Source organism: Caballeronia arvi, from assembly GCF_001544695.2.
GTDB lineage: Bacteria > Pseudomonadota > Gammaproteobacteria > Burkholderiales > Burkholderiaceae > Caballeronia > Caballeronia arvi.
The window spans coordinates 16081-36705 of the sequence record NZ_FCOM02000059.1; the positions used below are offsets into that span (position 1 = coordinate 16081).

The following is a 20625-nucleotide window of genomic DNA, read 5'->3' on the forward strand; positions in this document are numbered from 1 at the left end:
ATGAATTTGGAAGCGGTATTGAAGCACGTAGACGAGAAGGAATGCCTCGACTTTCTGAGCTCGATGGTGCAGCACAAGAGCTACTCGGAGACTGACGGCGAGAAGGTGCTGGCAGACTATATGGTCGAACAGATGCAGGAGCTCGGACTGTCCGCCGGCCTGACACCAGTTCCCGGAGAGCGCGTCAACGCGATAGGAACTTGGAAAGGTACGGGCGGCGGTAAGAGTCTGCTCTTCAACGGCCACCTCGACACCAACCCGGTTTCCGAAGGGTGGACCGTAGACCCATGGGAAGGCAAAGTCGACGAAGAGTTCATCTATGGCATCGGCGTCTCAAATATGAAGGCTGGCGATGCGGCGTATTTTTGCGCCGTGAAGACGCTGTTGAAAGCGGGGGTTCGGCTGAAGGGCGACGTCATATTGACGTACGTGGTCGGCGAACTGCAGGGCGGCATCGGTACACTTGCCGCGGTCAACCAAGGCGTTCGCGCGGACTACTTCATCAACAGTGAGCCAACGGACCTTGCCGCGCTAACGATGCACGCTTCCTCGGTTTCGTTCGTAATCGAACTCACCGGGATAACACGTCACCTGTCGAAGCGAGAGGAGGCGGTCGACGCCATCATGGCGGCTTGTAAGCTTATCCCTCGCATCAGCGCTATGACGTTTTCCGGCGCTCGCAGCGATGAGCATCGCTCAATCAACCGCGCTCACGTAGGAATCGTACATGGCGCGCTTGGCCGCGAACTCCAGGAATGGCGTCCTCCGCAGGTCGCTGACTTTGTAAGAATCAAAGGGTCTGCCCGTTTCGCACCGGGTCAGAGCGCCGAAGGCGCGTTGGAGGACATCCAAGCGTTGCTCGCGCAATTGCAGACGGAAATGCCAGGCCTGAAGGCGACGGTTCGCAAGGAAGCAGTGGAAGGACGTCCGGTAATGCCGCCATTCGAAGTAGCAAAGGACTCGCGAATCGTGCGCAGCCTCAACGCCGCCTTCAGGTCTGTTCGCAACGAAGAACAGCCGACCGGTGCCATCACGCCCCCAGGGTTCTACGGTACCGATGCGGGACATCTCTATGAAGCCGGTGGGATGGAGGGTGTCGTTTGCGGTCCCGGCGGCCGTTACAACACGATGCCGGACGAGCGCGTTGACATCAAGGACTTCATCGACATGGTCAAAATCTACATGGTCACGATGATGGATATCTGCAGCGTCGACGCCTAACTCAAAGAGGCCGATGCGCGACTTTCTCGCATCGCGCATTGGCCGCCCCCGTTTGACTGACTTAACTCTGTGGCATGCCAGCCCTTGGCTGGCGCCGCGCGTTTGGCACGTCTGGCCGATTTAGGTCCTTCGCCAAATTCATTCATATTGGAGTACACCGACTCATGGGCAACCACGAAAACTCGCCGTCGAATGCTAACCGCGATGCCCGGTGGCAGTTTTGGATTGACCGAGGAGGCACCTTCACGGATATCGTCGCGCGCAAGCCTGATGGCGGGCTGGTGACTCACAAGGTACTGTCCGAGAACCCCGAGCGATACCGCGACTCGGCAGTGCAAGGCATCCGCGAATTGCTTGGTGTCCCGTCCAACGAGCCTGTTCCTGCTGAGCTTATTGAAAGCGTTCGAATGGGCACTACTGTCGCAACCAACGCGCTGCTCGAGCGCAAGGGTGAGCGAACCGTTTTGGCAATCACAAAGGGGTTCGCGGACGCGCTGCGCATCGCGTACCAGAGCCGACCGAAGCTCTTCGTCCGAGAAATCGTCCTGCCGGAGCTTTTGTACGAGGCTGTTGTCGAGATTGACGAGCGCGTTGGTGCCCACGGCGATGTCGTGAAGCGACTTGATGATGCGCAGGCGAGAATCGCACTCCAACAGGCCTATGACGCCGGAATCCGTTCATGCGCAATTGTGCTGATGCACGGGTACCGTTTCACTGAGCATGAGCGCAGGCTCAAGCAAATCGCGCAGGAAATTGGCTTCTCGCAGATTTCGGTCAGCCACGAGACCAGCCCGCTTATGAAGCTAGTCTCTCGCGGTGACACCACGGTAGTTGATGCCTATCTATCGCCGGTTCTACGTCATTACGTCGACCAGGTGAAAAGCGAGCTAGGCGATGTACCGCTGCAATTCATGCAAAGCAACGGCGGGCTGACGGATGCTCATCGCTTCCAGGGCAAGGACGCCATCCTGTCGGGCCCTGCTGGTGGCATCGTTGGTGCGGCGCAGGTCTCGAAGCTGGCTGGCTTCGACAAGATTATCGGCTTCGACATGGGTGGCACATCGACTGACGTGACGCACTATGCGGGCGAGTACGAGCGCGAGTTCGCGACTGAAGTGGCGGGCGTGCGCATCCGCGCCCCAATGATGAAGATTCACACGGTCGCGGCGGGTGGCGGCTCGATATGTTCGTTCGACGGTGCTCGCTTGCGCGTCGGTCCTGACAGCGCAGGTGCGAATCCGGGCCCGGCGTCTTACCGCCGCGGTGGCCCGCTTACGGTCACCGACTGCAATGTAATGACCGGCAAGATTAACGCGAAGTATTTCCCGCACGTGTTTGGTCCGAAAGGCGATTTGCCCCTCGACGATGCGGTCGTAATGAGCAAGTTTGCCGAAGTGGCGTTGCAGATTGAGGCGGCGACCGGAGTTAAGCGCAGTCCCGAAGCCGTGGCGGACGGGTTCCTGAAAATCGCCGTCGAGAATATGGCCAACGCCATCAAGCAAATCTCGGTACAACGCGGTTACGACGTTACGAAGTACGCTTTGGCCTGCTTCGGCGGCGCCGGCGGCCAACACGCGTGCCTTGTCGCAGATGCGCTCGGGATGACGCGCGTGTTCATCCATCCGCTTGCCGGCGTGCTCTCTGCATATGGAATGGGTCTCGCAGATGTGCGTGCTCTTCGTCAGGAAGCTGTGGAAGCACGCTTAAGCAACGAGGCACTGACGGAATGCCAACCCGCGTTCGAGCGGCTTGAACGCGCTGCGCTCGACGAAGTGGCTGCCCAACGTATCGAAGGGGAACGTATAGCCCTCCATCGAACCCTTCATGTGAAGTATGAAGGAACTGATACGGCGCTCGAGGTCACATGGTCGCCAGATGCTCGCGACATCGCCGATGCGTTCGAGCAGCTTTATCGAACGCGCTATGGCTTCTTAATGCCGAACAAGGCACTCGTCATTGAAGCTGCCGCCGTCGAGGCTATCGGCAAGACTCAAAGTGCGGAGGAGGAAAATTGGGCGCTCGCGAGCGGTGCGTCGAGCGCGCCCGAACCGCTTGCTGCGACGCTAGTTTTCTCCGCAGGGGAATGGCACGACACTCGTGTCTTCGACCGCGACTTGTTAGCACCCGGTGCCCGTATCGACGGTCCGGCGATTGTCATTGAGAAGACGGGTACGACTGTCATTGAACCGGGTTGGCAAGTTCAGGTGACACGTCACAACCACCTGGTGGTGGAGCGAACTGTAGCGCTCGACAATCGCAAGGCCATCGGAACCGAGGCAGACCCAGTCCTCCTGGAGGTTTTCAACAACCTTTTTATGTCGATTGCCGAGCAGATGGGTGTCACGCTCGCGAACACGTCCTATTCGGTCAACATCAAAGAGCGCTTGGATTTCTCATGCGCCCTGTTTGACGCGGGCGGCAATCTCATTGCAAACGCGCCCCACATGCCGGTGCATCTGGGGTCGATGGGGGAAAGCGTTCAGACGGTTATTGCGCGGCGCGGCGATACCATGCGCAAGGGCGACGTCTTCATGCTGAACGCCCCTTACGGCGGGGGCACACACCTTCCCGACGTAACGGTCATCATGCCGGTGTTCATCGGTGACTACGCTCAACCGATGTTCTACGTCGCGGCCCGAGGTCATCATGCTGACATCGGTGGGATTTCGCCGGGCTCCATGCCGCCGGATTCCGTTCACGTCAACCAGGAAGGCGTATTGCTCGACAATGTCCAGCTAGTTCACCAAGGGCGATTTCTCGAAAACGAGATTCGGAGCCTTCTCACCTCGGGCGACTATCCGGTTCGTAATGTCGAACAGAATATGGCCGACCTTCAGGCTCAAGTCGCCTCGTGCACGAAGGGCGCCGATGAGCTCGCGCGCATGTGTGAGCAATTTGGTCTCGATGTCGTCCGCGCATATATGCAACATGTGCAAGACAACGCGGAGGAGGTAGTCCGTCGCACGCTCTCCGTGCTGAAGGATGGCCGTTTCGAGTACGAGTTGGACGACGGCGCGAAGGTTGTGGTGTCAATATCAATCGACCGTGAAAATCGTTCCGCGGTTGTCGACTTCGCGGGAACCAGCGAACAGCAACCGAACAATTACAACGCTCCGGCAGCCATCTGCAAGGCGGCGGTTCTTTACGCCTTCCGCACGCTTGTCGACGATGACATTCCGCTGAATGCTGGCTGCATGAAGCCCTTGGAACTGCGCATCCCCGAGGGTTCAATGCTTAATCCTCGCTTCCCTGCAGCAGTAGTTGCAGGTAACGTCGAGACGTCGCAGGTCGTCACTGATGCGCTTTACGGTGCGCTCGGGGTTATGGCCGGCGCCCAAGGGACGATGAACAATTTCACGTTCGGGAACGACACCTACCAGTATTACGAGACCATCTGTGGTGGTGCTGGCGCTGGCCCGACCTTTGACGGGTGCAGCGCGGTGCAAACGCATATGACCAACTCGCGTCTAACGGACCCTGAGGTTCTTGAATGGCGCTTCCCCGTTCGCTTGGAAGACTTCCGTGTTCGTCGCGGAAGCGGCGGGGCTGGTCGGTTTCGTGGAGGCGATGGTACGGAACGTCGCATCCGCTTTCTTGAGCCGATGACTGCTGTCATCCTGTCAAATCGTCGACGGGTCGCGCCTTTCGGCCTTGAAGGAGGAGGGTCGGGCGCTGTGGGTGTCAACTGGGTGGAGCGCGGTCAAGCGGCCGAGGTCGAGGACTTCGGCGCACGGCATCGCGCGCAGATGGATGCCGGCGACGTGTTTGTCATCCAGACGCCCGGCGGCGGTGGCTATGGCAAGAACGAGGACGTGCAGTAAGAGCAATGCCGGCAGCCCGTAAAGCTGCCGGCTCTTGACGCCGCTGTGGTGGAAAGGCTGCGGCAGGGTAACTTCGGTTCAAGGCCTATGGTTTAGGGAGCACGGTTATCGCACTTCGAAAACAGCAGGCTCTTGGCGCTCGGAGAGGCGCAAACAGGATTCAGCTCTGCTCGGTCATGAACGACACGGTGCGTTTGCGGCGCTCATCAACGGACAGCGAGAATACATCGGGGCGCGCATAGTGCCCAACTACATCGAAGTCGTAACGGGCGCGGGTCAGCTCCTCAGTATCGATTTCTGCGACCACCAATCCAGCCTCTCCATGCAGCGGTCCTGCTAGGACATCGCCCAGCGGCCCAACGATGAGACTTCCGCCATTGATGAGCGGGCGGTTGTCATCCCAGTCTGCCACTTTCACGCCTAGCTGCGCCGGCGAAGGCTGAACCTGGCAGGAGCTGATAACAAAGCAGCGTCCTTCGTGAGCAATGTGGCGCATTGAGCATTGCCAGATTTCCCGTTCGTCGACTGTGGGAGCACACCATACCTGTACGCCCTTCGCGTACATCGCGGTGCGCAGAAGTGGCATGTGGTTTTCCCAGCAGATTGCTGCTCCGATGTTTCCTGTGTCTGTTTTCACGGTGGGCAAAGTCGAGCCGTCTCCCTGGCCCCAGATGAGCCGCTCCGTGCCTGTTGGCATCAGCTTGCGGTGTTTTGCGACCAGACCTTCGCCCGGGTTGAAGAAAAGGGCCGTGCAGTAGAGCGTATTGCCATCACGTTCTATGACGCCAATCACAACGGATGCGCCGCAGCGGGTAGAAAAGTCGGCAAGAGCCTGCGTTTCCTCGCCCGGCACGTCAATCGCATTACTGTAGTAGCGAGCGAACGCGGCGCGTCCTTCGGGCAAACGGTAACCGAGCCGCGTCCCGAAAGTCTCACCTTTTGGGTAACCTCCGAGAAGCGCCTCGGGCAGGACAACGAGCCGGATACCCGACGACCGAATCTGGTCTTCGAACGACAGGATGTGCTCGAGCGTCTGGGCCTTACCGGCTGGGGATGAGCCGATTTGGAGGGCGGCGACCTTGGACTTGGACATTGAGATTTCTCCGTGGATGTGCCCGAATCTTCGCGCGACGCTAAAATCTCGTGAACACATATCAGGACTATTTGATATGAATCCCATAGATATCGGCGACGTCGACCTCAACCTCTTCAAAATCTTCGAAGCGTTGTTCGAGGAGGGCGGGGCGAGCCGTGCAGCAATACGGCTGAACATGACGCAGTCGGCAGTCAGTGCGTCGTTGCGGCGCTTGCGCGAGGTGTACTCGGACGCGCTCTTTGTTCGAACAGGTCGCGGCCTAGCGCCGACCTCGCGTGCGAAGGAACTCGCGCCCATCGTCAGCGAAGCACTCGACCGTTGCCGACAAAGTTTGGCTATTGCGTCGCCTGAGCCCACGAACTTTCACGGGAGGTCCATCTCAGTCGGCATGTCCGATGACTTCGAAATTGCGCTCGGACGACAGCTCATCGAGACGCTCACGCGGATAGCGCCGGGCCTGAGGTTAATCTTCCGGCAGACCCATAGCCAAATCGTGAGTGACGCTTTGGCAAATCAGGAAATGGACCTCGCGGTATTCGCGGGCGCATTCGCCGGGCGAGGGCTACGGCATCGGTTGGTCGGGGAAGGAAGCTATGCCTGCTTGATTGATGGTTCGCAGCACAAGAGGCGGCCTACCCTCAGCGTGGACGAGTTCTCGTCAAGAGGTCACATTCTCGTATCGTCTGGCGGCGTGGTTGGCATAGTCGACGAAGCCCTTGCCGCGCTCGGGCGTCGCCGCACGGTCATCGCGTCCACCACGCATTTCGCCTCGTTACCGCATCTTCTGCATGGCACGCAAGCAGTTGCAACGATTCCCGAGCACGCTGCCATTGCGATTGCACAGCTAACGGGCCTCGCCTTGCTGCCTTGCCCCGTTGACCTGCCGAGATATCCCATAGCAATGGGCTGGCGGAGCAACTCGATGCGGGACGCCGCGGTCGTAAAAGCCCACACCGCAATCTTGGAGTGCTTCGAAGCGCAGGGCTTTCGCTTCGCGCGAGGAACCGCGCCGTGACATCGTAAAAGGCTCCTTCTTTGGGTTAGAGAGAGGCCTCTTAGCGTGAGAGACTCTTTTTAAAACCAATAGGCACGGGCGTTTATACGGCGGAGCCAAGAGTTGCTCTTCTGCGAGTTGCTTCGCACCATGCATCATGAAAGACCCGAGATGGGCCTTCAATCTCACATCACCGGACCTGTCCATCGAATTCTTGCTCCTCCATACCTCCACGGTATGCCTGCACATGGCAGCCGTAAGCAGTGATAGCTGTGCACGCGCTTAAACGTCGCTCAGCATTCGCTTAACTGTGTCGCAAAACCACTGCTGAGCGCCCGCGTCTTCTGCGTGCGGATACCAATACAAATTCACCTCGAACGGCTGTATCTGGAGCGGAAGCGGTAGGACCTTCATGCGACCATCGCTTGAAAATGCTTCGGCGACGCGTGTCGGCAGCGTGAGCACTAAGTCTGTCGTGGCGATTGAAGAAAACAGGCTAGTGAAGTGGGGAACTCGAAGGACAATCTTCCGTTTGAGCCCCATCTCGCTTAACACGTCCTCAACAAGATGGTGGCCCGTAAATGGCGCCACAACAACGTGATTGGCAGCCACAAACTCTTCCAAAGTCAGCGTATCGCCGATGCTCGGGTGCGATGCGCTCAACAGGCAAGAATAGCTCTCGCTGAACAAAGTCGCCTTTCTTGACTCCCCTCCCACAAATTGCAGATTCCCGACGACTGCGTCGACGTATCCGGTCTGCAGCCAGTCAGCAACGAGGTTGCTGTCGATTTGCACGATTTCGAGGCCGACCGAAGGGGCGATGCCTTGAAACTCGCGAATCAGGATGGGAAGAAAGTACAACTCACCCAAGTCGGAGAGCGCGAGCCTGAAAGTGCGCTCCGACTTCGAGGGGTCGAACTGTCGCGTCGCCGATATCGCTGACTCGATGCTGTTCAGTGCAGCCTTGAAGGAACTGAAGAGCTGCGTTGCGTTGAATGTCGGCACCATCCCGTCCCGACTGCGAGTGAAGAGCGGGTCGTGGAGGAGGTCGCGCAGCCGATTGAGCGAATAGCTAACCGAGGGTTGAGTGATGCTCAACCGCTTTGCTGCGCCGCTGACACTTTGTGTCTCGTAAATTGCAACGAACGTTCGAATTAAGTTCAGGTCGACGCTCATGGTTGTCACCTATATAGACAGCATCTATTTTAAGAACAAAAAAAAGATGATTGGTCTTATTCCTTTTGCGCTCATAGCATAGGTGCATTGAGACGGAATTGATGCTATGAAGACAATCCACCAAGCGTGCTACGAGATTCTCCGCAACCAAGGCCTCACCACCTTCTTCGGAAACCCAGGTTCTAACGAACTGCCTTTTCTGAAGGATTTTCCGAGTGACTTCCAGTACGTGCTTGGTTTGCACGAGGGAGCGGTCGTAGGGATGGCAGACGGTTACGCTCAGGCGACTGGACACCCAACGCTAGTGAATTTGCACTCGGCAGCGGGCACCGGTAACGCAATGGGCGCGCTTGCCAACGCATGGAACTCGCACACGCCGCTGGTTGTGACGGCAGGTCAGCAAGTTCGCGCAATGGTCGGCGTCGAAGCGCTGCTCGCAAACGTCGATGCTGCGGCCCTGCCGCGCCCCCTCGTGAAGTGGAGCACCGAGCCGTCGTGCGCGCAGGAGGTGCCGTTAGCTCTCAGTCGCGCCATCCATACGGCGGGAACGGGCGCCAAGGGCCCGGTCTACCTGTCGGTTCCTTACGATGATTGGAAACAAGAGGCTGCTCCGGGAGTTGACCACCTAGCGACGCGCCGCGTCGAGATGGCAGGTGTTCCCACGGCCACAACGCTTCAGAATCTCGCACGTCAGCTTGAGCAGGCGAAGAACCCGGTGATGATTGTCGGTCCGGACGTGGACGCCAGCGAAGCGAATGGGTTCGCGGTAGCGCTCGCAGAGAAACTCGCCATGCCTGTCTGGATGGCTCCCTCGGCGCCCCGCTGTTCTTTCCCAACGACCCATGCTTGCTTCCGCGGCCTTCTGCCGGCTGGCATTGCGAGCATCAGCCGACTGCTCGAAGGTCATGACTTGGTGCTCGTGATTGGCGCACCGGTGTTCCGTTATCACCAATACGAACCCGGTGAGTTCCTGCCGCGAGGCACCCGTCTCATCGCAATTACCTGCGACATCAACGAGGCCACTAGGGCCCCGATGGGCGACGCCATCATCGCGGAAATTGCGCCGACCCTCGAAGCGCTCACGAACATCGTCACCAAAACGTCTCGCCCAATGCCGGCAGCGGTGCGCCGGCCGGAACCGGCACTTGCCGAAGCTGGACGTCTGGCTCCCGAGCGGGTGTTCGACATCCTCGATGAAATGGCGCCGCGTGACGCAATCTACGTGAACGAGTCGACGTCGACGACCAATCTGCTCTGGCAGCGTCTTCGCATGACGGAACAAGGCAGCTATTACTTCGCTGCTGCAGGCGGTCTCGGCTTCGCGCTGCCGGCTGCGGTCGGCATTCAGCTGGCAAAGCCAAAGCGCCGCGTGATTGGCGTCATTGGCGACGGCTCTGCGAACTATGGCATTCAGGCTCTGTGGACGGCTGCCCAATACAACATCCCGACCATCTTCATCATCATGAAGAACGGCACATACGGAGCGTTGCGCTGGTTTGCTGGCGTGCTGCAGGCCGAGAATGTGCCTGGGCTGGACGTTCCTGGGTTGGACTTCTGCGCGCTTGCACGCGGCTACGGCGTCGAGGCACTGCACGCTGACTCTGCTGAGTCGCTCACTTCCGCCTTGAGACAAGCGCTTGCCGGGAACAAGCCTGTGCTCATCGAGGTTGAGACTCGAGCGTAAGGCGTAGAGGTACTGAGTTATGAAAAAGCTCGTAAATGTCGCGGATTTTCGCGAAAGCGCTATGGCCCGCCTGCCCAAGATGGTCTTCGATTATCTCGAAGGCGGGGCGGAAGACGAGATTGGTCTTCGCCACAACCAGGACGCTTTCAAAGAAATCAAGTTTCAGCCGCGCCGGCTCGTTGACGTCAGTGCTCGCAACATGCAGGTGAACATCCTTGGGAGGACGGCGAGCGCTCCGCTTGTCATCGCACCAACCGGGTTGAACGGGATTTTCTGGCCGCAGGGCGACTTTGCCCTCGCGCGCGCTGCTGGCAAGTTCGGCATTCCCTTCGCGTTGTCGACAGCATCGAACGCTTCAATCGAAGAAGTGGCGAAGGCGGCGACCGGCGAACTCTGGTTTCAGTTGTACGTGGTCCACCGCAAGCTTGCTGAGTTGCTGGTCAAGCGCGCGTTGAACGCGGGTTACACGACGCTCATCCTGACAACCGACGTCGGTGTGAACGGAAAGCGTGAACGTGACCTCAGAAATGGCTTTGGGGTGCCCATGAAGTATTCAGTGAAGACCATTCTCGACGGCGTACTGCATCCGCGCTGGTCGCTGGACCTGGTCAAGCACGGCATGCCCCAGCTGGCGAACTTTGCAAGTCAGGACGTGCAGGACACCGAGTTGCAGGCAGCGCTGATGAGCCGCCAGATGGACGCGAGTTTCGCGTGGAATGACCTGAAGTGGCTTCGCGACCTCTGGCCGCACAAGTTGTTGATTAAGGGCATCAGTCGAGCTGATGATGCGCGTCGCTGCATCGAACTCGGAGCCGATGGGGTGATTCTTTCGAATCACGGCGGTCGGCAGCTGGACAGCGCCATCGCGCCCGTCGAAGTGCTGCAGGAAACCGCGAAAAGCGTCGCGGCCCCGGTTTTCGTTGATAGCGGCATTCGCCGTGGTTCGGATGTCGTCAAAGCAGTGGCGTTGGGAGCAAGTGCGGTTCTTCTCGGGCGGGCAACGCTGTACGGCCTGGCTTCCAATGGGGAAACCGGTGTGGACGCGGTCCTTTCACTCCTTAAGGGCGAAATCGACACGACGCTGGCGCAAATTGGCTGCCCATCGGCCAGCCAGCTCAACTCTGACTTCTTATGGAATGGTGGTCATTGCACGGCCGATAACTTCAACACCGCCGTCTCGGTATCTGCATAGAAAGGTTTTGTCATGGAAGATATTCAAATCACCGGCTTGCGTGCACGTGCTGTCAATGTGCCCCTCCAATATCCGGTTAAGACGGCAGTGGGAACTGTTGCTACCTCGCCGCTGGTGCTGATTGACCTGCTCACGAACGCCAATGTCACAGGGCACGCATATGTGTTCACTTACACACCGCTCGCACTGAAGCCGACTCTTCAGATGGTCGAAGAGCTTGAAGCGCTGGTCAAGGGCATGCCGCTGTCTCCTCACGACATCGACCGGACCGTCGGCGCCCGCTTCCGCCTCATTGGCAACACCGGCATCGTTCGCATGGCCACCGCAGGCCTCGACATGGCCGCGTGGGACGCGAAGGCCAAGGCCCACCGATTGCCACTCGTCGAGTTGCTTGGTGGAAAAGCGCGTCCGCTGGCTTCGTATGACAGCCACAGCATGGATGACGTGGAGCTGGGCACAAAGCGCGCTCGTGATGCAGTCGAAGCCGGCTTCAAGGCAGTCAAGACGAAAATCGGTTACGCGACGCTCGAGTACGACCTGAAAGTCGTGCGGGCGTTGAAGCAGGTGACGGGCGAATCGGCGCAGCTCTTGGTCGACTACAACCAGGGTCTGTCGGTGCCGGAAGCAAAACGTCGCGGCCGTGCTTTGGAGGCTGAAGGCATTTCGTGGATTGAAGAGCCGACTTTGCAACATGACTATGCCGGCCACGCATCAATCCGTGAGGCGCTGACAATTCCCGTTCAGATGGGTGAAAACTGGTTCGGCCCCGACGAGATGCAAAAGGCCGTTGACAGCCGCGCGTGCGACTTCTGCATGCCGGACCTTATGAAAATCGGCGGCGTCACCGGCTGGATGAAAGCGAGTGCAATCGCAGAGCAGCACAGCCTGCCGATGTCGAGCCACATCTTCCAGGAGTTCAGCGCGCATGTTCTTGCGGTGAGCCCGACCGCCCATTATCTCGAACGGATGGACCTCGCAGGTCCCATCCTCGAGCCGGTTCTTGAATTCAAAGACGGGCAAGCGCATTTCGGCAGTGAGGCCGGCGCCGGAATCCGCTGGAAAGAAGACCAAGTGAATAGGTTCTTGGTTTAAAAACAACCTTGAAATATACCGTCAACGAAGCGAACAAACGCAGATTCGTTGTACTAATTGAAAGCCATTAAGAGCTTGTCCACAGTTTAAATTTGGAGACAAAGATGGACCATCACGCCGCCGCTGGTGACGCGTTGTTCAACACGCGCCTTAACTCCCGCCATCTCATGGTCATGTTTTGGTGTTCGTTGCTGATGCTTTTCGACGGGTACGACCTGGTGATTTATGGGTCAATCCTCCCGGACCTCATGCATGATTGGCAGCTCTCGCCGGTCACCGCGGGGTTCATCGGTAGTAGTGCGCTGTTTGGGATGATGGTGGGCGCCCTGACACTGGGCAGCTCTTCTGACAGATTCGGCCGCCGCCGCATCATCCTCCTTTCCTTAGTGCTCTTCGGCATTGCAGCCTTCGGCAACGCCTTCTGCACCAATACGACCGAGTTCGCCCTCTGCCGATTTATGACGGGCCTGGGACTTGGAGCAATGGTGCCAAACATCGTGGCGCTGGTGACGGAGATGTCCCCTCGCAGCAAGCGCAACATCATGGTCACCGTCATGTTGAGCTTCTTTTCCGTTGGCGGCGTCGTTGCCGCGCTCATCGGGAAAGCAATCACGCCGGAATTTGGCTGGCGCGCCAACTTTCTTATCGCTGGTATTCCGCTGCTGTTCTTCCCGGTCTTCTACAAATGGCTCCCCGAGTCAATCAGCTACCTGATTGCTCACAAGCGCTTCGCTCAAGTCGAACCCGTCTTGCGCAGTTACGCCCCGGACTTTCACGGCAGTGCGGCAAGTTTGGCGGCTGAAGAGGAAGACGTGGAGCAGGCTCGTGTGCGCGCCGTTGAGCTGTTTTCCCACGGTCGACTGATGGACACCCTGTTCCTCTGGGTTGCGTTCGGCATGTGCATGCTGATGGTCTATGGCCTCAATACATGGTTGCCCAAGCTGATGGCCGCAAGCGGCTATTCCCTCGGCTCGAGCCTTTCGTTCCTGATTACATTGAACATCGGCGCGGTCATCGGTGGCTTGTGCAGCGGTTGGTTGGCGGACCGCTTCGGTGGCAAGCCCACATTGATTCTCTTCTTTGCGGTGGCTGCCGTCTCTATCGGATTGCTGGGCTACAAGCAGTCCCCCATCGTCTTGAACATCTTGTTGATGGCGGCCGGCGCAACGACCATCGGAACGCTGTGTATTGCTCACGCATTCGCCGCGCAGCTCTATCCGTCCGGTATCCGTTCGACCGGTGTGGGTTGGGCGGCAGCTGCAGGACGCTTCGGCGCCATGGCTGGTCCGGCTCTCGGTGGGTATCTCCTCGCACAAAAATTTGCCGTCAGTTTCAGCTTCCTCGTATTCGCCGCACCGGGAATCGTTGCCGCAATCGCTGTCTTGCTGATTTCGAGCCGCCGCGTCCGGGCTGAGCATCCGGTGCACACGCTCGCGTCACAGGCGAAGTGAATATCCAGGAAAAGCATCAACATGCATCACGGAGAAATAGCATGAGCAATATTGGTGAGTCGCAAGTTTGGAACGGGCGCATTTTTTCGGATGGCTGGAAGACCGCGGTGGGTGGAGCCCAGGCAGTCGTCGAGCCGGCGACCGGCGAGAGCATCGGCTTGATTGGCGTCGGTTCTGCCGAAGATATCGATAACGCGGTCGTTTCTGCGACGAAGGCTCAGGAAGCGTGGGCTTCTATGCCCTTTGACCAGCGTGCAGCCGTCATGCGAGAGGCAGCACGTCTTTTGAAGGAGCGCGCGCCCGAAATCAACGAGTGGAACGTTCGCGAGTGCGGCTCGACGCGCCCGAAAGCTGAGTGGGAGCTGCACGCTACATACGAGCAACTGCAGATGGCAGCGGCGATTCCCATGCAGCCCGAGGGAGCGCTTTATCCTTCGGCGATTCCAGGCCGCATGAACATCTGCCGCCACGTACCGGTGGGTGTCGTCGGCGTTATCGCACCTTGGAACTTCCCGATTCTTCTCGGGATGAGGTCTGTTGCGCCCGCTCTGGCGCTTGGCAATGCGGTCATCTTGAAGCCGGACCCGCAGAGTGGGGTGGCTGGTGGTCTTCTGCTTGCCAAAGTCTTTGAAGATGCGGGCCTGCCTGCTGGCGTGTTGCATGTGATTCCGGGCGGACCGGCTGCGGGCGACGCGCTCGTGCGCCATCCGAAGGTCGCCATGATTTCGTTCACAGGCTCGACGGCGGTTGGTCGCTCCATCGGCGAAATCTGCGGTCGCATGCTGAAGAAGGTCGCGCTGGAGCTCGGCGGGAACAACGCCATCGTCGTCCTCGAGGACGCAGACATCGAGGCAGCAACGTCCAGTGGGGCATGGGGTTCATTCCTGCATCAGGGCCAAATCTGCATGCAGACTGGCCGTCACCTTGTGCACCGGTCCATCGCTGAGAAATACGCACAGCGACTCGCCGAGCGTGCGCGTAACCTCGCGGTCGGAAATCCCGCGAAGGAACAGGTGCATCTGGGCCCGCTGATTAACCAGAAGCAGCGCGACCGAATCAATGACATCGTTCAGTCGAGCGTTGGCGCAGGCGCCACGGTTCTGGCTGGTGGGAAGTACAGCGGACTGTTCTACGAACCGACCGTTCTCGCCGGCGTGAAACCGGGTATGGCCGCTTACGAACAAGAGATTTTCGGGCCCATCGCTCCAATCACGGTCTTCGACAGCGATGACGAAGCAGTGGAGCTGGTCAACTCCTCGGAATACGGGCTGGCTGCGGCTGTCCACACGCAGTCGATGTCGCGCGGCCTGGCAATCTCATCGCGAATCCGCGCCGGAATGGTTCACGTCAACGACCAAACGGTGAACAACGAGTTCCATGTGCCTTTTGGCGGCATGGGCGCATCGGGCAATGGCGGCCGCTTCGGCGGGCCAGCAAACGTGCATGAGTTCACCCAAACGCAATGGGTCAGCCTGACCGACAAGCCAATGCAGTACCCGTTCTGAGACGACGCGTTAAATCCACTGCTCGCCACGGACTCGTTGTCCGTGGCGGGTCAACAAGAGAACACGCATAGAAAGTTGTAGACTTGGAGACAGTCAATGAATAAGCCCACATCGATGAGTCGTCGCACATTCGTCACTCGTGCAGGTACCCTCGCGCTCGCGCCAGCAATCGGCGTCGGCTTCTCCGCATGCGGCGGAGGCAGCGACTCATCACCCCCGCTTCAGACGGACCAATCACAGCAGCTTTCGTTAACTGCAACGCAGGCCGTCTCCGCGATGGCAACGGGTCAGCTTTCCGCAGAAACATATGTTCGGACACTGCTTGAAAGAGCGAGCTCGCTGTCGAATCTTCACGCTTTCATCACGCTCAACCAAGGCGCCATCGCATCCGCGCGCGCGGTCGATGCTGCACGGGCCGCGGGTCAGAAGTTGCCGCCATTGGCCGGCTTGCCCATTGTCGTCAAAGACAACATCAATACAAAGAACCTTCCAACGACCGGCGGCACTCCGCGCCTGCAAAACTTCCAGCCAAACAACGACGCCGTTGTCTTGCAACGCTTGTTGGCAGCTGGAGCCATCGTGCTTGGCAAGGCAAACATGCACGAGCTTGCATTCGGCATCACGACCACAAACTTCTCGTCATTCGCCGGCTTCGCACGCAATCCGTACGACACGAATCGTATGGTCGGCGGCTCGTCGGGCGGTACCGGCGTGGCAATCGCGGCGAGAATGGCGCCGGTCGGCCTAGGCACCGATACGGGCGGCTCTGTTCGTATCCCTGCCGCCTTAAATGGAATTGCTGGACTGCGACCCTCCGTAGGCAATGGCGGCGCGGAGCGCCGCTATGACGGCACTGGGGTGATTCCGCTGAGTCACACACGTGACACTGTTGGACCGATGGGCCGAACGCTCGAAGATGTGGCTCTTATCGACGCTGTCATCACAGGCACCGAGGTTCCCACCGCGGCCTCGCTGAGCGGACTTCGATTCGGCATTCCGGCGACGTACTGGGACGTTGTGGACAACGAGGTCCTGCAGATAATGAATGCAGCGAAGGCCAAATTGCAGGCTGCTGGCGTCACGTTCGTCTCAGTCGACCTGCCAACGATTCGCGACTTGGGTGCAAAAGTCGGCTTCACCGTCGTCTTTCACGAGGCGTCACTTGAGATTCCGAGTTATCTGGCAGCCAGTGGCGGCAGCGACATCACGCTTGCGCAAATATCGGCAGCGATTGCCAGCCCCGATGTCAAGGGCGGCTTCGCGAATGTCGGGTCGGCCGAATCTACGGCAGCTTACCCCGACGCTGTGAATGTCTATCGTCCGCAGATGCGTGCATTGTTCGATGCATATTTTGCCTCGAACCAAATCGACGCCATCTTTGCTCCGATGACACCACTGCCCGCTGTGCCCATCGACCCCGTCAACGGTTCGTCGACGGTCAGCGTCAATGGCGGACCGCCGGTCGACGAGTTCGGCACCTTCATCCGAAACGCGGACCCTGGCAGCATCACGGGCATTCCCGGTGTCACGGTACCCGCTGGCCGCACGGCCTCCGGCCTTCCGGTCGGTTTGGCCCTTGACGGTCCCGTTGGAAGCGATAAAAGGTTGCTCTCCATTGGCATGGGTGTCGAGAAGTTACTCGGTGTGTTGCCTGCGCCGAACGTCTAAAACGGTGCCTCAGACAGGCAACAACGCGCAGCAAGGAACACCCTTGCTGCGCTTCAGAATAAGCCGTTCCCTTAGGCGCAACGCCTGACGGCGGGTCGTACCGACACCTTAAAGCATCGCGAACAATCGTCCGTTCCCCAAGGAAAAGGCGGCGGCTCGCGTGCGCCCCTGTTTTCGCGCTTCTGGACACTGCTCCAGCCATATGCAACAGGCGGACCCAAAAATTTTCCTTTGGAGACTAGATGTAATGAAGAAGACCGCTCTCGCAGTTAGCTGCTTGGCCATGTTCGCAGCCACCGCGCACGCACAAAGTAGCGTCACTCTGTACGGCATCCTCGATGAAGGTTTCAACTGGAACTCGAATTCTGGCGGTCATAACCTTTACAACCTCACGAGTGGGGTAATGCAGGGCAGCCGTTGGGGACTGAAGGGCGCCGAGGACCTCGGGGGCGGCTTCAAAGCTATATTCGTTCTCGAGAACGGTTTTGACTTGAGTAATGGTTCCCTAGGGCAGAAAAATTATCGAGGGAGCACACAGGGTCTTATGTTCGGCCGGCAAGCATATGTGGGCGTTTCAAGCGCATATGGGACGGTAACACTCGGACGGCAGTACGAGTCTATCGTGGACTACGTCGGTCAGTTCGAAGCAGCAACGCAGTGGGGAGGATTTCTCTCCTCACACCCGGGCGACTTGGATAACTTCAACAACCTGTATCGAGCGAACAACGCAATCAAGTACACCAGCGTCAACTACGGAGGATTGACCTTCGGCGGCCTCTACAGCCTCGGCGGTGTCGCAGGTGAGCCTACGCGCAATCAGGTTTGGTCGGTCGGAGCAAACTATGCGCAAGGGCCAGTCTCTTTCAGCGCGGCATATTTGAATGCTCGCAACCCGAACGTTGGGTTCTTTGGTGACAACGGCGCGAGTGCGGCTGTGACACCGGCGGCATCTACCATCGCTTCGCCGGTCTACAGCGGCTATGCGTCTGCGCACACCTATCAAGTCATTGGTGCGGGCGGCTCTTTCAAACTCGGTGCTGCAACTATTGGCGCAACCTACTCGAACATCCAGTTCAAGAATCTCGGCGATACCGCGACCTCGGGACCCAATCCGCTCGGATACCAGGGCAATGCGAAGTTCAATAATGCAGAAGTCAATTTCAAGTACCAAATCACGCCGGCGCTGCTCGTGGGCGCGGCGTTCGACTACACGAAGGGCGATAGCGTTTCGTCGGCAGCCGGCTCGACGGGCGGCGTCAAGTACTACCAAGGCGCGCTGGGCATTGATTACTTCCTGTCCAAGCGCACGGATGTCTACCTCATTGGGGTCTATCAGAAGGCATCGGGCACGGACTCTACTGGTAGTACGGCAGTCGCATCTATCACAAACCTGACGCCGTCAACGAGCGACCGTCAGAGTACGGTGCGTGCAGGTATCCGTCACAAGTTCTAAGTGCCGCGCGGGGAGGTGTAGTGGGACGTCGCGGCGTCGTGAATGACGAGTTACAGCGAATTCGAAACGACGTCGAACCGCCTCAACTCGGATAGTCAACAGAACCACAGGCGGAGTGGGCTTAATTGCGGTACGACGAGAGTTTTGCCGCAATTTTTTTCGCGCTCGCCTAGCCGCCGATTGCATCACGTCCGAGGCCACATTAAGGATGTCTGCGTGGTCGATTAAAGCGTTTGTGGGGGACGATGGTCGTCGGTGTCCACGCAACATACGAGAACTTCAGCGTCCTTCGCGCCAGTGCTGATGTAGACATGCCCCTGCGCGCTGTCGAAGTAGAGACTGTCACCTTTCTCGAGCCTGAACACAGACCCATTTTCGAAGTGAAGTTCAAGTTTGCCTTGCAGAAGAAAGACAAACTCTTCTCCACTATGTCGGATGTAGTCAGGGAAGTCTTCGAGCGCATGTGCACGTATGTGCGCTCGCATAGGCACCATGCGTTTGCCAACAAGGTCGTTGGCAATCATGCCGTATTCGTAATTTGGGGTGTCGTAAATCAACTGCTTTCCAGACCGCGTCAACGTTGGCTCAATCGCCCCAGTTGGACGTCGGGGTGCACGGCCGAAGATGGTGTCGAAGTCGACATTGAGGGCGTGAGCCAGCGCGACGAACTTGTCGTAGGTAAGCGCGATGTCGCCGCGTTCTGCCTTGGAGATGGTCGAGACCGCGATGCCCGAACGTTCGGATAGCTGCATCAGGGTCAGGTCACGCGACTTGCGTGCCTGACGCAACTGCGCTCCGACCGCCTTGTGGTCGATGTGAGGGGACGCTCCGTCGGTCGGTGTCGACGGGTTCGCTTGCTCGTGTTGTGCTGCGGACTTTCGCATAGTGACTCTTTATAGGGTTTTGTCGTATACGAGAATTATTATTTTCTCATATATGATAACTCGCATCACATCCATCACCCCGAAGGAGCAGCATCGTGGCATCGCTTGCACTCGAAAAAGCTGGTCTCTCAAAGACTCAGGTCGTTGCTGCAACTACTCTCGGGACAGCTCTTGAGTACTACGACTTCACCATCTATAGCTTCTTCGCCATCCAAATCGGGAAGCTCTTTTTTCCATCCGCGTCCCCGGTCAATCAGTTCCTTCTCTCGATTGGGGTCTTCGGCGTTGGCTTCGTAGTTCGTCCCCTCGGGGGCATTGTCATCGGCGCCTATGCTGACCGCGCCGGGCGAAAGAAGGCGATGGTGCTGACCATCATGTTGATGGCACTGAGTTGCGCGCTTATCGCTTTCGCTCCGACGTATGCGGTGGCAGGCGTCTTTGCACCGGTGGTTGTCCTTGCCGCCCGTCTCATTCAAGGCTTTGCCGCAGGTGGCGAATTTGGCCCCGGAACTACGTTGCTTGTAGAGTACGCGACCAACAACTCTCGGGCGTTCTTCGCAAGTTGGAACTTCGCAGCAACTGCGCTTGGCCTTGCACTCGGTGCTGTTGTCGCCACCCTCGTAAATGTGAGTCTACCCAAGGAAGTCGTGGACGATTGGGGATGGCGCCTTCCCTTTCTTCTTGGAATTTTCGCTGCCCCGGTCGGAATGCTGATTCGGCGTCGCCTTGAAGAAACACTGAGCGATGCACCGGCTCATCACGCAAAGAAGCACGGCGCGCTGAAAGCGGCTCTCACGACTCATCTGAAACTCACCTTCCTGGGAACATTCGCCGAACTGGGCGGCTCAGTGTCGGTGTACATAACGGCATTCTTTCTGCCGAATCACGCAGTGCGAACCCTGCACCTGTCCCCGACCGCATCAGTCATTTCAGGCGTAGTCAGTTCGTTGACCCTGTTCGTGGCGGCTCCCATCGCTGGCAAACTAGCGGACCGATTCACGCGCAAACGTGTATTGGTCATCTCGCGAGTCATCCTGCTGGCATCGGTCTATCCCGCGTTCTCAGTTTTAAGCGCACATCCCTCCATAACTCTTCTGTGCGCCGTTTCCGCATTCCTCGCTATCTTCGTCGCCGGACAGATTGTTCCTGTGTTGGTGATGATTCCGGAGCTGTTCCCGCGCGAAGTACGAGCAACGGGCATTGCGCTGACATACGTGGTGAGTGCGTCGTTCTTTGGCGGATTTTCCCCGCTTATCGCAAGCTGGATTGTCGAGCGCACGGGCAATCCGTTGGCGCCAGCATGGTACGTGGCAGCTGCGTGCGCTGTGTCTTTGGTCCCTGTCATCTGGCTGCGAGACCGCACCGGCGAAGCCATCAACTGAAGACGA

14 protein-coding genes are annotated in these 20625 nt (G+C 58.4%); 11 read left to right on the forward strand and 3 right to left on the reverse strand.

What is annotated here, in order from left to right; all coding sequences use genetic code 11:
- Both AWB74_RS36235 and AWB74_RS36240 read left to right on the forward strand, forming a co-directional pair.
- Complete coding sequence (locus AWB74_RS36235) at positions 1-1221, forward strand: M20 family metallopeptidase (protein ID WP_061151430.1); 1221 nt, start codon at positions 1-3, stop codon at positions 1219-1221.
- A gap of 164 nt (positions 1222-1385) precedes the next feature.
- The gene (locus tag AWB74_RS36240; protein ID WP_061151431.1) at positions 1386-5042 is read left to right on the forward strand and encodes a hydantoinase B/oxoprolinase family protein; all 3657 of its coding nucleotides are present in this window, start codon (positions 1386-1388) and stop codon (positions 5040-5042) included.
- A gap of 160 nt (positions 5043-5202) precedes the next feature.
- On the opposite strand, the gene AWB74_RS36245 is transcribed toward AWB74_RS36240, so the two are convergent.
- Entirely contained in the window at positions 5203-6135 is a 933-nt protein-coding gene (locus AWB74_RS36245) for a carbon-nitrogen hydrolase family protein (protein WP_061151432.1), read from the reverse strand.
- A gap of 76 nt (positions 6136-6211) precedes the next feature.
- On the opposite strand from AWB74_RS36245, the gene AWB74_RS36250 reads away from it, so the two are divergent.
- Complete coding sequence (locus tag AWB74_RS36250) at positions 6212-7153, forward strand: LysR family transcriptional regulator (RefSeq protein WP_061151433.1); 942 nt, start codon at positions 6212-6214, stop codon at positions 7151-7153.
- Positions 7154-7414: 261 nt separating this feature from the next.
- Here the strand turns inward: AWB74_RS36250 and AWB74_RS36255 are convergent, their stop codons facing one another.
- Positions 7415-8308, reverse strand: a complete 894-nt coding sequence (locus AWB74_RS36255) for a LysR family transcriptional regulator (RefSeq protein ID WP_061151434.1) — start codon at positions 8306-8308, stop codon at positions 7415-7417.
- 106 nt (positions 8309-8414) lie between these two features.
- Here AWB74_RS36255 and mdlC point away from each other — a divergent pair, with 106 nt between their 5' ends.
- The 7 genes from mdlC (at position 8415) to AWB74_RS36290 (ending at position 18353) form a co-directional block, all read left to right on the forward strand.
- Positions 8415-9992: a benzoylformate decarboxylase gene (gene mdlC, locus AWB74_RS36260; protein ID WP_061151435.1), complete on the forward strand. Its 1578-nt coding sequence runs from the start codon at positions 8415-8417 to the stop codon at positions 9990-9992.
- A gap of 19 nt (positions 9993-10011) precedes the next feature.
- Positions 10012-11184 (forward strand): alpha-hydroxy-acid oxidizing protein, encoded by a 1173-nt coding sequence (locus AWB74_RS36265; RefSeq protein ID WP_061151436.1) that lies wholly within the window; start codon positions 10012-10014, stop codon positions 11182-11184.
- 12 nt (positions 11185-11196) lie between these two features.
- Positions 11197-12276, forward strand: coding sequence for an enolase C-terminal domain-like protein (locus AWB74_RS36270; protein WP_061151437.1), 1080 nt, complete (start codon positions 11197-11199; stop codon positions 12274-12276).
- A gap of 104 nt (positions 12277-12380) precedes the next feature.
- On the forward strand, positions 12381-13727 hold the full coding sequence (locus tag AWB74_RS36275; protein WP_061151438.1) for an MFS transporter: 1347 nt from the start codon (positions 12381-12383) through the stop codon (positions 13725-13727).
- A 41-nt stretch (positions 13728-13768) separates the two neighbouring features.
- Positions 13769-15232 carry a benzaldehyde dehydrogenase gene (locus tag AWB74_RS36280; protein WP_061151439.1) on the forward strand — a complete coding sequence of 488 codons (1464 nt, stop codon included), beginning with the start codon at positions 13769-13771 and terminating at the stop codon, positions 15230-15232.
- 96 nt (positions 15233-15328) lie between these two features.
- Positions 15329-16900 (forward strand): indoleacetamide hydrolase, encoded by a 1572-nt coding sequence (iaaH, locus tag AWB74_RS36285; protein WP_087039386.1) that lies wholly within the window; start codon positions 15329-15331, stop codon positions 16898-16900.
- Positions 16901-17147: 247 nt separating this feature from the next.
- A complete protein-coding gene (locus tag AWB74_RS36290; protein WP_061151450.1) occupies positions 17148-18353 on the forward strand; it encodes a porin in 1206 nt (401 codons plus the stop codon).
- A gap of 224 nt (positions 18354-18577) precedes the next feature.
- Here AWB74_RS36290 and AWB74_RS36295 read toward each other — a convergent pair whose 3' ends face one another.
- A complete protein-coding gene (locus tag AWB74_RS36295; protein ID WP_061151441.1) occupies positions 18578-19237 on the reverse strand; it encodes a helix-turn-helix domain-containing protein in 660 nt (219 codons plus the stop codon).
- A gap of 95 nt (positions 19238-19332) precedes the next feature.
- On the opposite strand from AWB74_RS36295, the gene AWB74_RS36300 reads away from it, so the two are divergent.
- Positions 19333-20619 carry an MFS transporter gene (locus AWB74_RS36300; RefSeq protein ID WP_061151442.1) on the forward strand — a complete coding sequence of 429 codons (1287 nt, stop codon included), beginning with the start codon at positions 19333-19335 and terminating at the stop codon, positions 20617-20619.
- Positions 20620-20625 lie beyond the last annotated feature (6 nt).